This is a genomic window from Burkholderia semiarida (genome assembly GCF_029268935.1).
Lineage (GTDB): Bacteria > Pseudomonadota > Gammaproteobacteria > Burkholderiales > Burkholderiaceae > Burkholderia > Burkholderia semiarida.
Genome location: NZ_JAHLCL010000008.1, coordinates 534,933 through 548,036, shown reverse-complemented (window position 1 = coordinate 548,036; position 13,104 = coordinate 534,933). Strand labels below are relative to the sequence as shown.

The following is a 13,104-nucleotide window of genomic DNA, read 5'->3' as shown; positions in this document are numbered from 1 at the left end:
GTCGATGTGCAGTTCGAAGCACTTCGATGCGTCCGATCCGGAACGCAGGGCGCGCCGCCCCGCGTCAATGACATGACTCACATGCATTGTCCGGGAGCTTGCGCGTTGACCACAAGCAAACCATCTCGATATTTGGCATCCCTGCAACAATATGCCGCGGGAAACGGGAATCGCGCGGGGGTGCGTCAGTGTGCCTCTTCCCAGTTCGCGCCGGCGCCCACCTCGGCGACCAGCGGCACCTTCAGCTTCGCGACGCCGCACATCATTTCCGGTAGTTTCTCGCGCACGAGCGGCAGCTCGCCTTCCGGCACCTCGAGCACCAGTTCATCGTGCACCTGCATGATCATCCGCGACGCGAGCTTGTCGCGCGTCAGCCAGTCGTCCACCGCGATCATCGACAGCTTGATCAGGTCGGCCGCCGTGCCCTGCATCGGTGCATTGATCGCCGCGCGCTCGGCCGCCTGGCGGCGCGGGCCGTTGCCGCCGTTGATCTCGGGCAGCCACAGGCGGCGACCGAAAACGGTTTCGACGTAGCCCTTCTCCTTCGCGGTCGCGCGCGTGTCTTCCATGTACTGCGCGACACCCGGATAGCGGGTGAAATAGCGGTCGATATAGAGCTTCGCCGCGTCGCGCGTGATGCCGAGGTTCGATGCAAGCCCGAACGCGCTCATCCCGTAGATGAGCCCGAAGTTGATCACCTTCGCGATCCGGCGCTGGTCGGAATTGACCTCCAGCGGCGTCACGCCGAACACTTCGGCGGCCGTCGCGCGATGGATGTCCTCGCCCTGCGAGAACGCGCGCAGCAGCGACGCGTCGCCGGAAATGTGCGCCATGATCCGCAGCTCGATCTGCGAGTAGTCGGCCGACACGATCCGGTGGCCCGGCGATGCGATGAACGCCTCGCGGATGCGCCGACCTTCGGCCGTGCGCACCGGAATGTTCTGAAGATTGGGGTCGTTCGACGCAAGCCGGCCCGTGACCGCGACCGCTTGCGCGTAGTTCGTGTGCACGCGGCCGGTGGCGGGATTCACCATGCGCGGCAGCTTGTCGGTATAGGTCGACTTCAGCTTCGACAGCCCGCGATGCTCGAGCAGCACCTTCGGCAGCGGGTAGTCCTCGGCCAGCTTCTGCAGCACTTCCTCGTCGGTCGACGGCGCGCCGCTCGGCGTTTTCTTCACGACCGGCAACTGCAGCTTCTCGAAGAAGATCTGCCCGATCTGCTTCGGCGACCCGAGATTGAATTCGCCGCCGGCCAGCTCGTACGCCTGCCCCTCGAGCTCGATGAGGCGCGTCGCGATCTCGCTGCTTTGCGCCTGCAACAGCGCATCGTCGATCAGCACGCCGGTGCGCTCCATCTTGCGCAGCACGAGCGACACCGGCATCTCGATGTCGCGGTACACGCGCTCGAGGCCCGGTTCGCGCGCGACCTGCGGATACATCGCGTGATGGAGCTGCAGCGTGATGTCCGCATCCTCGGCCGCGTACGCAGCGGCCTGGTCGAGCGCCACTTCGTCGAAACCGATCTGCTTCGCGCCCTTGCCCGCCACGTCCTCGTACTTGATCGTCTTGACGCCCAGATGACGCAGCGCGAGGCTGTCCATGTCGTGCGTGCGGTGCGATTCGAGCACGTACGATTCGAGCAGCGTGTCGTGCTCGATGCCGTTCAGCGCGATGTCGTAGTTCGCGAGCACTTGCGCGTCGTACTTCAGGTGCTGGCCGACTTTCTTGCGATCGGCCGACTCGAGCCACGGCTTCAGGCGCGCGAGCACTTCGTCGAGCGGAAGCTGCTCGGGCATGTCGGGACCGCGGTGCGCGACGGGCAGATAGGCCGCCTTGCCCGGCTCGACCGAGAACGACAGCCCGACGAGCCGCGCGAGCATCGGATCGAGCGCGGTGGTCTCGGTGTCGAACGCGGTCAGCGCGGCCGCGTCGATCTTCGCGAACCACGCGTCGAACTGCTCCCAGGTCTGGATCGTGTCGTATTCGCGCGCGATGTCCGCCGCGACGACCGGGGCCGGCTCGCCTTCCGGCGCATCGGCGCCGCCGCCTTCCGCGGGTGCGCTGTCGACTTCGCGCAGCCAGGTCTTGAAGCCGTAGCGCGCGAAGATGTCGCGCAGCAGCTCGCGTGCTTCGCCGTCCGTCTTCAGCGACGCCTCGATCGATTCGAGATGCGGCGCGAGATCGCACGACGTGTCGACGGTCACGAGCTTGCGGCCGAGCGGCAGGAAATCGAGCGCGCGGCGCAGGTTGTCGCCGACCACGCCCTTGATCTCGCCCGCGTGTTCGATCACGCCGTCGAGGCTGTCGTATTGCGACAGCCACTTCACGGCCGTCTTCGGCCCGCACTTCTCGACGCCCGGCACGTTGTCGACGGTGTCGCCGATCAGCGCGAGGTAGTCGATGATCCGCTCGGGCGGCACGCCGAACTTCGCGATCACGCCGTCGCGATCGAGCGTTTCGTTGGTCATCGTGTTGACGAGCGTGACGCGATCGGTGACGAGCTGCGCGAGATCCTTGTCGCCGGTCGACACGATCACGTTCATCCCGTGCCGTTCGGCCTCGCGCGCGAGCGTGCCGATCACGTCGTCGGCCTCGACGCCTTCGACCATCAGCAGCGGCCAGCCGAGCGCGCGCACCGCGCCGTGGATCGGCTCGACCTGCAAGGCGAGATCGGGCGGCATCGACGGGCGGTTTGCCTTATAGTCGGCATAAAGGTCGTCGCGGAACGTCTTGCCCTTTGCATCGAACACGCAAGCGCTATACTCTGCACTGACTTCCTTGCGCATACGGCGCAGCATGTTGATGATTCCGTAGAGCGCTCCGGTCGGCTCCCCGCCAGGGCCACGCAAATCAGGCATCGCATGGTAAGCCCGATACAGATAGCTCGAACCGTCAACCAATAGCAGGGTCTTACCTTCCAGATTTCGTTCTTCAGGCATTATGAACAAGAGAAAAGTGATTCCGAGTCTGCGTTCGCTCGCAGATCAAGAACGCGCGACGGCCAAGAAGGCGCGCGCATCGTGGCAGATGTTCACGATTATGGCAGAGTTTATCGAGGCGACCGAGTACCTGTCGGAGATCCGCCCGGCTGTCAGCATCTACGGTTCTGCCCGCCTCAAACCCGACAACCCGCACTACAAACTTGCCGCGCAGATCGCGCGCAAGCTGTCGGACGCCGGCTTCGCGGTGATCTCCGGCGGCGGCCCCGGCATCATGGAAGCCGCGAACAAGGGTGCGCACGCCGGCAAGGCGCCGTCGGTCGGCCTGAACATCGAGTTGCCGCACGAGCAGGCCGGCAACCACTATCAGGACATCTCGCTGCGCTTCCGCCATTTCTTCACGCGCAAGGTCACGTTCGTGAAGAATTCGGATGCCGTGATCGTGATGCCGGGCGGCTTCGGCACGCTCGACGAACTGTCCGAAGTGCTCACGCTGATCCAGACGAAGAAGTCGCGCCTCGTGCCGATCATCCTCGTCGGCAGCGAATTCTGGCAGGGGCTGCTGCAATGGTTCCGCGATCAACTGATTCCGATGGGCCTGATCAATCCGGAAGACATGAACCTGATGCAGGTGATCGACGATCCCGACCAGGTGCTCGACGCGGTGCTCGCGTTCTACGAGGACAGCGGCGAGGAAGAGGAAGGTTCGGACGGCGACGATCAACCGCCGCGGCCTGAAGAAGACCGGATGTTCTATCTGTAACGGTCAGTGACGACAGCCGGCCCGACGGCCGGCTGTCGTGCTTTTCACGCAAAGGGCAGCGCGATCCGGTGGCCCGCCGGGCGTGACTTTGTAACGCGCTGTTAATGCCCGTTCGCCGCCGCGCGCGGTCGAATGTCAAATCCCGCAGTCGGCGCTGCGTCATGCGGCGGGATCAGCCGCACCGGCGGCCCGCCAATGTCAAACGGATGGCCCTTCGCGCGCCTGTGCACCGCCAATCCTCCGTAATAATCACGACTCGCCTTTTCCGTCGCGCGGCAGCACACTGCATTGTGTCGGCGCGGCGTTCCCCCGGTGGAGCGCCCCCCCCTCGCTTCCATCGCGTCGCGTCGGCCTATTCATCACGACACCACGGAAAAGAACATGCAACGCTCGCTGATCGCCCTCGCTTTCGCCGGCCTCGGCCTTTCGCTGTCCGGCCTCGCTCACGCCGTCAACGTCGACGTCAACATCGGCACGCCCGCGCCGGTCGTCGTCGCGCCCGCCCCCGTCGTGGTCGCCCCGGCGCCGGCCGTCATCGTCGGCTGGCACGGCGACCGCTACTGGGACGGCCGCCGCTACTGGGAACGCCGCGAATGGGAAGAGCACCAGCACTATCGCGGGCGTGGCGGCTATCACTGCCCGCCGGGACACGCGAAAAAGGGCGAGTGCTGAGCGCCCGGGCGCGTTCACCCGCGACGCAAGGCCGCCCGCGCGATTCGGCGCAGGGCGGCCTTTGATTTTGGGTGGCGGGCCGCGAACGAAAGGCGGCGGAGCCGCTCGATTCCGGGTGGTAGGATTGCCCTCGTCCAAGGCCTGTCCCGCCACTCATGCCGCTCATCCGAATCTGGGCCGTCGACCGCGCCCTTGCGTCCGGTATCGCCGCGCCGACCGACATCCTCACGGCAGCCAACCATATCGCATCGACGATGCCACCGCATCGCACGGCTACACCGTTCCGCTGGCGCGTCGAATCGATCGACGGGCGGCCCGTGCGCACGGCGTCCGGGCAGGTCGTTCCGGTCGACGGCGCGATCGACGGCGGCAGTGCCGCCGACGCGATCTGGCTGACCGGTCCGTTCGTCGCGGATCTCGACCGGCTGCTCGACAAGCCCGCCTCGCTCGCGCCGCTGTTCGACGCACTGCGCCGGCAACACGCGCGCGGCACGCTGATCGCGACTTACTGCACCGGCGCGTTCCTGCTCGCGGAGGCCGGATTGCTCGACGGCCGCGTCGCCACGACGCACTGGTCGAAGGCGTCGAGCTTCCGCGCACGCTATCCGGACGTCGCGCTGCGCGCGTCCGACGTACTGACCGAACAGGACGGCATCCTGTGCGGCGGCGCGGTCACGTCGTACCAGAATCTCGCATTGCGGGTCGTCGACAAACTGGCGAGCGCGCGCGTCGCCGCGTCCGTCGCCAGGCTCATGTTGATCGACATGAATCGCGACTCGCAGGATTCGTTCATCGACCTCGACCGGATGGGCCACCACGGTCACGACGATCCGGCCATCGCGCGCGCGCAACGCTGGATGGAAAAACACTTGCGCGAACCCTTCAGCCTCGCACGGCTGAGCGACCACGTCGCGATGAGCGAACGCACGCTCCATCGCCGCTTCCGGGACGCGGTGGGCGCCCCGCCGCTCAGGTATCTCCAGACGCTCAGGATCGAAGTCGCGAAACGGCTGCTCGCGGAAACGAAGCTCGCGATCGACACGGTGTGCGAACGCGTCGGCTATGCGGACATCAGCGGCTTCCGGCAACTGTTCAAGCGCGAGACCGGCATCTCCCCAGGAGAATATCGCCGCCGCTTCGCGCGTTAGGGCCTGAAACGGCCGGGAAGCGCGATGTCGGGAATGGCATCGTCGAATGGCAGTTTCGCCACTTCGCGCGTGGCGACGCGGTTCATACACTGGGTTCACGTCTCCTTGACCGGAGCGACGCGATCTCCACCGAACCCAGGACACCATCATGCCGATGATCGATGTGACCATCCCCGAAGGCGCGCTCGCGCCGCAAGCCGAAGCACAGTTGATGAACGAACTGACCACCACGCTGATCCGCCACGAGGGGCTCGATCCCGACGATCCGCGCGTACGCGACGTGACCTGGATCTTCGTCCATCGGCCGGCGGCCGTGTATCGCGCGGGCGTCGTCGCACCTGCGCCGATCTACCGGGTCGTGCCGACGGTGCCGGAAGGGCAGTACACGGACGCCGCGCGCGCCGCGCTGATCGCCGACGTGACCGCCGCCGTCGCACGTGCGGAAGGCGTGCCGATCGACGCCGTCGCGACGCGCGTGTGGGTCTTTCCGACGGAAATCGACGACGGCTGCTGGGGAAGCCGCGGCACGGTGCGCCGGCTGCCGGACATCATGGAATATTTCGGCGGCACGACGCTGCGCGCGCTCGGCGAACAGCGCCTGGCGATCAAGCGGCGCGCGGATGCGGGCCGGCTCGTCGATGCGGTGCGCGACTCGATGCTGGAGACGGCCCGGCGTGGATCGCACGAGCCGAGCGCCGAAGCCGCGCGCTGACGCCGGGTCGCAACGGAATCGCAACCGGCCCCGCGTCACGGAAGAAAGGCATGCCCCGGTTCGCGATTGCGCCGGACATCGCGGCGCGCACCGCAACCCGGGGCCGCGGTTCACGTCACTGGAACGCCACTTCCGCAAAGCTGCGCAGCTTGCGGCTATGCAGCTTGTCGAGCCCGTTCGTGCGCAGGATCTCCATCGCCTTCACGCCAATCTGCAGATGCTGGTCGACCTGCCCGCGATAGAACGTGTCGGCCATGCCCGGCAACTTCAGCTCGCCGTGCAGCGGCTTGTCCGATACGCACAGCAACGTGCCGTACGGCACCCGGAAGCGGAAGCCGTTCGCGGCGATCGTCGCGCTTTCCATGTCGAGCGCGATCGCGCGGCTCTGCGACAGCCGCTGCACGGGCTCGCGATGGTCGCGCAGCTCCCAATTGCGGTTGTCGACGCTCGCGACCGTGCCCGTGCGCATCACGCGCTTCAGTTCCACGCCCTCCAGCCGCGTGACCTCGGCCACGCCGCGCTCGAGCGCGAGCTGCACTTCGGCCAGCGCCGGGATCGGCACCCACAGCGGCAGGTCGGCGTCGAGCACGTGATCTTCCCGCACGTAACCGTGCGCGAGCACGTAGTCGCCGAGCCGCTGCGTGTTGCGCAGCCCCGCGCAGTGGCCGAGCATCACCCACGCGTGCGGACGCAGCACCGCGATGTGATCGGTGATCGTCTTCGCGTTCGACGGGCCGACCCCGATGTTGACCATCGTGATCCCGCTGCCGTCCGCGCGCTTCAGGTGATACGCGGGCATCTGCGGCAGGCGCGGCGGCGCGGTGCCCTCGGCGGGCTCGCCGCCGAGGTTCGCGTTGTACGTGACGACGTCGCCCGGCTCGACGAACGCGCTGTACTCGCTGCGGTACGCACGCACCTCGGGATCGTCGCTTTCCGTCATCATCGTGCGGCCGAGCTTCACGAACTCGTCGATGTAGAACTGGTAGTTCGTGTAGAGCACGTAATTCTGGAAGTGCGTGGGCGACGTCGCCGTGTAGTGGCGCAGCCGGTGCAGCGAGAAGTCGACGCGCGCGGCCGTGAACAGCGCGAGCGGATGCGGCTCGCCGGGCGCCGGCTCGAACGTGCCGTTGACGATGCGGTCGTCGAGATACGACAGGTCGGGCGTGTCGAAGATGTCACGCATCGCGAGCAGCCGGTCGCGATCGAGTTCGCCCTCGAGATGAATGCCTTCCGGAAACGCGAAATGGATCGGAATCGGCTGCGACGATACGCCGATCTCGATCTTGACATGGTGGTTCTTCGCCAGCAGGCGCAGTTGCTCGCGGTAGTAGTTCGCGAAGAGATCGGGGCGCGTGACCGTCGTCTCGAATACGCCGGGGCCCGCGACGAAGCCGTACGAGCGGCGCGAATCGACGTGCGTGTTGACGTCGGTGCGGATCCGCACGAACGGATAGCATGCGCGCACGTGCTCGGTAATCGCTTCGTGGCGGCGATAGCGCGCGAACGCATCGCGCAGGAAGCCCGTGTTCGTGTCGTAGATGGCGGACAGCCGCGCGACCGCGGCGATCGGATCGTCGAAAGCCTCGACCGACGGGCTTTCGGGCGACAGCACACGGTGCCGGCGGCTCAAATCGTTCTTCATTTTCATCACCTCGTCTGATCCGACGACATTACCACGGAACCCGGGCGCCTTTATGGCCGCCCCCGCACACGCAGGGGCCGGATGGCGCGCAGTATTTGCTAAAATCGGTGGGTTCACTGGAGACTCATCATGAAGCCGCTCATTTTCGTCGCCGCTGCCGTCGCGTTTGCCGCCGCCAGCGTCGCTCACGCCGCCGGCGGCACGCCTGAGGCCGACGCGCCGGGCGCCGACGCGCAGGCCCGGGCCGAGGCCAACGAAGCCGCCGGCCTGCCCGATCTCCGCAAGATCAACCGGCCGGGCGCCGAAGTCACGTCGAAAGTCGACTTCGCGGACATCCGCCGCACGCCGAGCTTCCACGAAAAGAGCAAGAACGGCACCGAAGTCACCGAGTACCGCGACCGCGGCAAGCCGGTCGAGATCGACGTGAAGTCGAACTTCGGCACGCGCTATCAGATGAGCTCGACGCCCGACACGTCGCCGAAGCCGCACGACGCCGGCATCCCGATCACGCGCCTGCCGTCGCTGAACCTGCGCTACTGATTCCGCGGCGCCGCGCACCGACCGCGCCGCGCCGCCCCTTCACCCGTTGTCGCGACGCACGCCGCCCGCGTGCCGACACCCTGACCTGACGCATCCCGCATGGCCGTTTTCACCGCTGTTTCCGACTCCGATCTCGCGCAATGGATGCGCCACTACGAACTGGGCGACGTGCTGGCGTTCCGCGGCATTCCGTCCGGTATCGAAAACAGCAATTTCTTCCTGACGACGACGCGCGGCGAATACGTCCTCACGATCTTCGAAAAGCTCACGGCGCAGCAGTTGCCGTTCTACCTCGACCTGATGCGCCATCTGGCCGCCCACGGCGTGCCGGTGCCGGACCCGGTCCCGCGTGACGACGGCGCGCTGTTCGGCGAGCTGCACGGCAAGCCGGCCACGATCGTCACGAAGCTCGACGGCGCGGCCGAACTCGCGCCCGGGGTCGAACACTGCATCGAGGTCGGGCAGATGCTCGCGCGCCTGCATCTCGCGGGGCGCGACTATCCGCGCAGCCAGCCGAACCTGCGCAGCCTGCCGTGGTGGCAGGAGAACGTGCCGGCCATCGTGCCGTTCATCACGGACGCGCAACGCACGCTGCTCGAAGGCGAGCTCGCGCACCAGGCCGGCTTCTTCGCGTCGGACGACTATGCGGCGCTGCCGGCCGGCCCATGCCATTGCGACCTGTTCCGCGACAACGTGCTGTTCGCGCACGCGGCGCCCGGCACCGGCCACGACGTCCGGCTCGGCGGTTTCTTCGATTTCTATTTCGCGGGCTGCGACAAGTGGCTGTTCGACGTCGCGGTCACCGTCAACGACTGGTGCGTCGACCTCGCGACCGGCGCGCTCGACGTCGCACGCGCCGATGCGCTGCTGCGCGCGTACCAGACGGTTCGGCCGTTCACGGCCGAGGAGCGCCGCCACTGGAGCGACATGCTGCGCGCCGGCGCGTACCGCTTCTGGGTGTCGCGCCTGTACGACTTCTACCTGCCGCGCGCGGCCGAGATGCTCAAGCCGCACGACCCCGGCCATTTCGAACGCATTCTGCGTGAGCGTATCGCGCATACGCCCGCGCTTCCCGAGATCCAAACCGCATGCAACTGATCGAAGTGCCCGCCAAAACGGGCTATGTCTGGTTCCGTCAAGGCATCTGGCTGTTCCGCCGGAATCCGCTCGCGTTCATCACGCTGTTCTTCACGTACCTGCTCGCGATCACGCTGGTGTCGATGGTGCCCGTGATCGGCTCGGCGCTGCCGCTGGTGTTCATTCCCGGCATCGCGGTCGGCTTCATGGCCGCATGCCGCGACACGGTGGCCGGCAAGACCGTGATGCCGACGATCCTCGTGGACGGCTTTCGCTCGTACGGCACCATCGCGACCCAGCGGCTGCTCGCGCTCGGCGTGATCTACGTCGCGTCGATGGTGCTGGTGTTCGCCGCTTCGTCGTTCGTGGACGGTGGCGCGCTGTTCCACATGATGATGGGCGCGGCCGGCGAAGCGAACACGACGCCCGAGACGCTCGCCGCGCAAGGTGCGCTCGGCGCGCTGTTCTTCGCGACGCTGCTCTATCTGCCGGTCGCGATGCTGTTCTGGTTCGCGCCGGTGCTGGTCGCATGGCATGACGTCCCGCCCGCGAAGGCGCTGTTCTTCAGCGTCGTCAGCTGCTGGCGCAATCGCGGCGCGTTCGTCGTGTACGGCGTGCTGTGGTTCGCCGTCGCGCTCGGCACGTCGCTCGCGCTGTCGCTGCTACTGCAAGCGCTGGGCGCGGGGGCGTATGCGCTGACGATCATGATGCCGGTGACGATCATCATCGTCACGATGCTGTACTGCTCGTTCTACGCGACCTATCGCGGCTGCTTCGGCGTGCAGGAACCGGGTGCGACGACGACGATGCCGGGCCGCTGATCCTGCTTCCGGCCGGCGCATGTCGCCGGCCGCTCCGCTGTTCGGCCCCGGGTCGTCGCCGGCGCGCTTCTGATCTCCCCCCTTTTTCCATATCGACTGCCCGCCGGCCCCCTGTTCAGCCAAACCTTTTGCGCGCAAAATAATTCGTGTGCAAATCGTTCGCGCATCCGATGCGCTTCCCGAACCATGGATCGCCTGCCCGCGCTGCCCCAGACACTCGACGAGCAACTCTGCTTCGCGCTTTATTCGACTTCGCACGCGATGACGAAGGCGTACAAGCCGCTGCTCGACAAGCTGTCGCTGACCTATCCGCAATATCTCGCGATGCTCGTGCTGTGGGAGCGCGACGACATGGCCGTGAAGGACATCGCCGCGCGGCTCGACCTCGATCCGGCCACGGTCACGCCGCTGCTCAAGCGACTGGAGGCGCTCGGCTACGTCGAGCGCGTGCGAAGCGCGACCGACGAACGCGTCGTCAACGTGCGTGTGACGCCGGAAGGCCGTGCGCTGAAGGAGCGCGCGCGCTCGGTGCCCGCCGACCTCTTTTGCGCGATGCAACAGACACCCGAATTCCTGATCAGGTTGCGCGCCGATCTGCAGCAGTTGCGCGACGCTTTGTCGGCGGCCAACGAACGCTGACGCTCGAGCTCGGATCGACCGCCCGGCGTGCCGGGCTTTTTCTTCGAAATTTAATTTGCATACTAATGATTTGTGCTCTATATTTGCTTCGTGGCCGGCGACACCCCGTCCGACCGGACCGCTTTCTCCCTCTCTTCCTGACAGGAGCAGCACGATGAACATTCTGTACAAGACCAGCGCCACGAGCACGGGCGGCCGCGACGGCCGCGCGGTTTCCGGCGACCACAAGCTGGAAGTGAAGCTGGCCGCGCCGCGCGAACTCGGCGGCACGGGTGCGGAAGGCACGAATCCGGAGCAGCTGTTTGCCGCAGGTTACTCGGCCTGTTTCCTGAGCGCGATGAAATTCGTCGCGGGCCAGAACAAGCAGACGCTGCCGGCCGACACGCAAGTCACGGCGGAGGTGGGCATCGGCCCGAACGACGCAGGCGGCTTCGGGCTCGACATCGAGCTGCGCGTGTCGCTGCCGGGGCTCGACAAGGCCGACGCGCAGGCGCTGGTCGACAAGGCGCACCACGTGTGCCCGTATTCGAACGCCACGCGCAACAACGTGCCGGTGCGCCTGACGCTCGTCTGACGGCCGCGGGTTCCGGCAGGATGCAAAAAGGGCGCGTGCGGCATCGTGCCGCACGCGCCCTTTTGCGCGATTCGTCGAACTGGCGGGCCGGCAAGGCCCGCGCGCGCTGCTTAGCGCGCGCCGATCGAATACGGGCGGTTCATTGCCGCGTCGCGATCGATCTTGCGCATGCGGAATTCGAGATCGTAGATGTCGGTGGCTTCGGCCAGGTACGCGTCGGCGCGCTCTTTCGCGGCCTTTTCGGCGTTCTTGGTCAGCATCAGGAAGAGGTGGCTCAGCAGGTACATGGTCGATCTCGCTGTTCAAAGGTTCTGGACTAGGGTTTTCCCGAATTATAGGGAAAACCCTAGGCTTTGACCAGCATCGATCAGACGGTGCGTCGTTCCGTCGCCACAGTGCGGCGATAGGTTTCGAAAAAGGACCAGATCATCGCGCTTGCGTCGGGGCCGACCGCCGCGTGAAACGGCACGGCTTCGTCGCCGCCGGCCCACGCGTGGGCGAGCCCTTTCACGTGACACAGCCGCACGACCGGCTCGCCGTCGCGGCATACATCGGTGATCTGCACGCCCGTTTCGCGCGTCTCGACGCGCTCGCCGCCGCGCAGCGCACCGCGGCTGTCGGCAAGCCCGTTCAGGCGCATGAACTGCACGGTCAGTTGATCGGCATTCTTCGGCGCGACGACATGATCGCCGTCGCCCTGGACGATTAGCACGGGCATGCCCGGATACGCACCGGTATCGACCAGCGCATCGACCGCCGCGGCCGGGTTCTGGCGCAGGCCGCGCCGCATCACGTCCATCGCGGTAATGCCGGAGTTCGCCTCGCCGAGCGCGGGGCCCGAGTGCAACGCGATCGCCGCGAAGCGCTCCGGATGGTGCAGTGCAAGAAGCGACGCGAGCCCCGCGCCGGCCGACAGCCCGGCGACGTAGACGCGCGACGCGTCGAAGCCGTGCTCGTCGACCAGCGCGTCGACCAGTGACGCCACCGTGTCCGCCTCGCCGCGCCCCGCGCGGTCGGTGTCTTCATACCAGTGCCAGCAGCCGTGCGCGTGCGCGCGCAGCGACTGTTCCGGATACAGCACCGCGAAGCCGTGCTTGTCGGCCAGCAGGTTCATCCGCGTGCCCTGCGCGAATTCGTCCGCCGACTGCTGACATCCGTGCAGCATCACGACGAGCGGCATCGCGCCGCGCCGCCGGCCGGGCGGTACGTAGAGCCCGTATGCGAGGTTCTGGACCAGCCGCCCGAGCGCGGGCGTCATCGGATGTTCGCCGCGTGTCCACTCGCCCGCCGCCCATGCGGCCGCGCGCGGCCGTACGCGCGATTCGCGTGGCGGGGACAGATCGGACACGGCGGGAGAGGCGGCCTCGAGTGCGTCGCGTGCGATGCGTTGCGCATCGCGCGCGCCGCGCTTGGTGGCCGGAGACAGCATGCGTTTCATGCCGCCCAGCCACACCTTGGTCAGACTTTTGGTCATCGATCGGGCTCGCAGTCAGGAAAAATAGGGGCGCCATGAAAGCGCCGCAATGGGTGCACCGTTCAGCTTTGTGCAATGCACCATAACATTGTTTCTGGGATTT

Annotated in this window: 13 protein-coding genes; 9 read left to right on the top strand and 4 right to left on the bottom strand. The window is 66.6% G+C overall.

From position 1 onward, the window contains the following. Window positions 1-185 precede the first annotated feature (185 nt). Complete coding sequence (gene polA, locus KPB06_RS25785) at window positions 186-2,939, bottom strand: DNA polymerase I (RefSeq protein WP_059582940.1); 2,754 nt, start codon at window positions 2,937-2,939, stop codon at window positions 186-188. A 1-nt stretch (window position 2,940) separates the two neighbouring features. Here polA and KPB06_RS25780 point away from each other — a divergent pair, with 1 nt between their 5' ends. The 4 genes from KPB06_RS25780 to KPB06_RS25765 all read left to right on the top strand — a co-directional run bounded on the left by KPB06_RS25780 (window position 2,941) and on the right by KPB06_RS25765 (window position 6,234). Continuing rightward, the gene (locus KPB06_RS25780; protein ID WP_059582942.1) at window positions 2,941-3,702 is read left to right on the top strand and encodes an LOG family protein; all 762 of its coding nucleotides are present in this window, start codon (window positions 2,941-2,943) and stop codon (window positions 3,700-3,702) included. A 381-nt stretch (window positions 3,703-4,083) separates the two neighbouring features. Beyond that, window positions 4,084-4,374 carry a hypothetical protein gene (locus KPB06_RS25775; protein ID WP_059582944.1) on the top strand — a complete coding sequence of 97 codons (291 nt, stop codon included), beginning with the start codon at window positions 4,084-4,086 and terminating at the stop codon, window positions 4,372-4,374. Between the two features lie 155 nt (window positions 4,375-4,529). Further along, entirely contained in the window at window positions 4,530-5,522 is a 993-nt protein-coding gene (locus KPB06_RS25770; protein ID WP_059582947.1) for a GlxA family transcriptional regulator, read from the top strand. Between the two features lie 148 nt (window positions 5,523-5,670). Continuing rightward, window positions 5,671-6,234, top strand: coding sequence for a tautomerase family protein (locus tag KPB06_RS25765; protein WP_059582950.1), 564 nt, complete (start codon window positions 5,671-5,673; stop codon window positions 6,232-6,234). Between the two features lie 115 nt (window positions 6,235-6,349). On the opposite strand, the gene KPB06_RS25760 is transcribed toward KPB06_RS25765, so the two are convergent. Then, the gene (locus KPB06_RS25760; protein WP_011548157.1) at window positions 6,350-7,876 is read right to left on the bottom strand and encodes an AMP nucleosidase; all 1,527 of its coding nucleotides are present in this window, start codon (window positions 7,874-7,876) and stop codon (window positions 6,350-6,352) included. Between the two features lie 129 nt (window positions 7,877-8,005). Here KPB06_RS25760 and KPB06_RS25755 point away from each other — a divergent pair, with 129 nt between their 5' ends. The 5 genes from KPB06_RS25755 (at window position 8,006) to KPB06_RS25735 (ending at window position 11,527) form a co-directional block, all read left to right on the top strand. Continuing rightward, window positions 8,006-8,416 (top strand): hypothetical protein, encoded by a 411-nt coding sequence (locus tag KPB06_RS25755; protein WP_059582953.1) that lies wholly within the window; start codon window positions 8,006-8,008, stop codon window positions 8,414-8,416. A gap of 99 nt (window positions 8,417-8,515) precedes the next feature. Continuing rightward, window positions 8,516-9,514 (top strand): homoserine kinase, encoded by a 999-nt coding sequence (locus KPB06_RS25750; RefSeq protein WP_275905951.1) that lies wholly within the window; start codon window positions 8,516-8,518, stop codon window positions 9,512-9,514. Further along, window positions 9,505-10,314 (top strand): BPSS1780 family membrane protein, encoded by an 810-nt coding sequence (locus KPB06_RS25745; RefSeq protein ID WP_089465466.1) that lies wholly within the window; start codon window positions 9,505-9,507, stop codon window positions 10,312-10,314. Before KPB06_RS25750 ends, KPB06_RS25745 begins: the two co-directional genes overlap by 10 nt. 186 nt (window positions 10,315-10,500) lie before the next feature. Further along, on the top strand, window positions 10,501-10,953 hold the full coding sequence (locus KPB06_RS25740) for a MarR family winged helix-turn-helix transcriptional regulator (protein WP_060967773.1): 453 nt from the start codon (window positions 10,501-10,503) through the stop codon (window positions 10,951-10,953). Window positions 10,954-11,107: 154 nt separating this feature from the next. Further along, window positions 11,108-11,527, top strand: a complete 420-nt coding sequence (locus KPB06_RS25735; RefSeq protein WP_124860698.1) for an organic hydroperoxide resistance protein — start codon at window positions 11,108-11,110, stop codon at window positions 11,525-11,527. A gap of 110 nt (window positions 11,528-11,637) precedes the next feature. On the opposite strand, the gene KPB06_RS25730 is transcribed toward KPB06_RS25735, so the two are convergent. Together KPB06_RS25730 and KPB06_RS25725 are read right to left on the bottom strand one after the other, a co-directional pair. Further along, window positions 11,638-11,814, bottom strand: coding sequence for a DUF3563 family protein (locus KPB06_RS25730; protein WP_069618521.1), 177 nt, complete (start codon window positions 11,812-11,814; stop codon window positions 11,638-11,640). 80 nt (window positions 11,815-11,894) lie between these two features. After that, window positions 11,895-13,001: an extracellular catalytic domain type 1 short-chain-length polyhydroxyalkanoate depolymerase gene (locus KPB06_RS25725; protein WP_226094081.1), complete on the bottom strand. Its 1,107-nt coding sequence runs from the start codon at window positions 12,999-13,001 to the stop codon at window positions 11,895-11,897. Window positions 13,002-13,104: the final 103 nt, after the last annotated feature.

Coding starts and splice junctions, on each gene's coding strand:
- KPB06_RS25730 (WP_069618521.1), bottom strand. CDS start 11,814: ATGTACCTGCTGAGCCACCTCTTCCTGATGCTGACCAAGAACGCCGAA.
- polA (WP_059582940.1), bottom strand. CDS start 2,939: ATGCCTGAAGAACGAAATCTGGAAGGTAAGACCCTGCTATTGGTTGAC.
- KPB06_RS25770 (WP_059582947.1), top strand. CDS start 4,530: ATGCCGCTCATCCGAATCTGGGCCGTCGACCGCGCCCTTGCGTCCGGT.
- KPB06_RS25745 (WP_089465466.1), top strand. CDS start 9,505: ATGCAACTGATCGAAGTGCCCGCCAAAACGGGCTATGTCTGGTTCCGT.
- KPB06_RS25775 (WP_059582944.1), top strand. CDS start 4,084: ATGCAACGCTCGCTGATCGCCCTCGCTTTCGCCGGCCTCGGCCTTTCG.
- KPB06_RS25765 (WP_059582950.1), top strand. CDS start 5,671: ATGCCGATGATCGATGTGACCATCCCCGAAGGCGCGCTCGCGCCGCAA.
- KPB06_RS25740 (WP_060967773.1), top strand. CDS start 10,501: ATGGATCGCCTGCCCGCGCTGCCCCAGACACTCGACGAGCAACTCTGC.
- KPB06_RS25750 (WP_275905951.1), top strand. CDS start 8,516: ATGGCCGTTTTCACCGCTGTTTCCGACTCCGATCTCGCGCAATGGATG.
- KPB06_RS25735 (WP_124860698.1), top strand. CDS start 11,108: ATGAACATTCTGTACAAGACCAGCGCCACGAGCACGGGCGGCCGCGAC.
- KPB06_RS25725 (WP_226094081.1), bottom strand. CDS start 13,001: ATGACCAAAAGTCTGACCAAGGTGTGGCTGGGCGGCATGAAACGCATG.
- KPB06_RS25760 (WP_011548157.1), bottom strand. CDS start 7,876: ATGAAGAACGATTTGAGCCGCCGGCACCGTGTGCTGTCGCCCGAAAGC.
- KPB06_RS25780 (WP_059582942.1), top strand. CDS start 2,941: ATGAACAAGAGAAAAGTGATTCCGAGTCTGCGTTCGCTCGCAGATCAA.
- KPB06_RS25755 (WP_059582953.1), top strand. CDS start 8,006: ATGAAGCCGCTCATTTTCGTCGCCGCTGCCGTCGCGTTTGCCGCCGCC.